This window comes from Companilactobacillus crustorum JCM 15951 (assembly GCF_001434585.1).
Classification (GTDB): Bacteria; Bacillota; Bacilli; order Lactobacillales; family Lactobacillaceae; genus Companilactobacillus; species Companilactobacillus crustorum.
In genome coordinates, this window is the sequence record NZ_AZDB01000088.1 from 1 (window position 1) to 626 (window position 626).

1 pseudogene is annotated in these 626 nt (G+C 48.4%); it reads right to left on the reverse strand.

From position 1 onward, the window contains the following. Positions 1–626 (reverse strand): annotated as a pseudogene (locus tag FD26_RS10770) (ISL3-like element IS1165 family transposase); the annotation flags it as partial.

A 626-nucleotide genomic window follows, 5' to 3' on the forward strand; every position in this document is an offset into this window, starting at 1 on the left:
CAATAGCGTTCTGTTCGGTCGAGTACTCATTCAGGCCGAAGAGGTAGCGGCTCTTTTGTGCGTCAGGGTTGGCCTTGTGGAATAGGCACCATAGTGATTTCAGTACTTTATATTCCCGCGAATGCTTGTCGAGTTGCTTTAAACATTGAGTGCGAATGGTATCCATCGTCCGGCCCATTAATTGAATAATGTGGAACCGATCAATAATGAGTTCGGCGTTAGGGAATAGTTCGTGCACGAATGCCTGATAGGAGGCGTTCATGTCCATGATGACGCGTTGAACCGCGGCCCGTTCTGCGGTGCTGTACTGACTAAGAAAGAACTGTTTGATGGTTCTATTAAGGCGGTCGCTAAGTACTTTAACTGATTTGTGAGTGTCGGCGTCAATGCAAATAAACGACATGGAGCCGTGCGTGGAAAGGAATTCATCAAAGCATAGATTAATCGGTAACCGGCGGCTCGCGTGTGGATGAATATTAGCCGTCAAAATACGCTGAACTGAGTTTGTCGAAATACCGGTGAGACTGGCGATAGTCTTAGCCGGGAGTGATTTACTGGCTAGCTTCAGCACATGAGTCGCTAGTCCGTGACCGATGGCGTGGTTGGTTGATACCACTGGAGTGGTG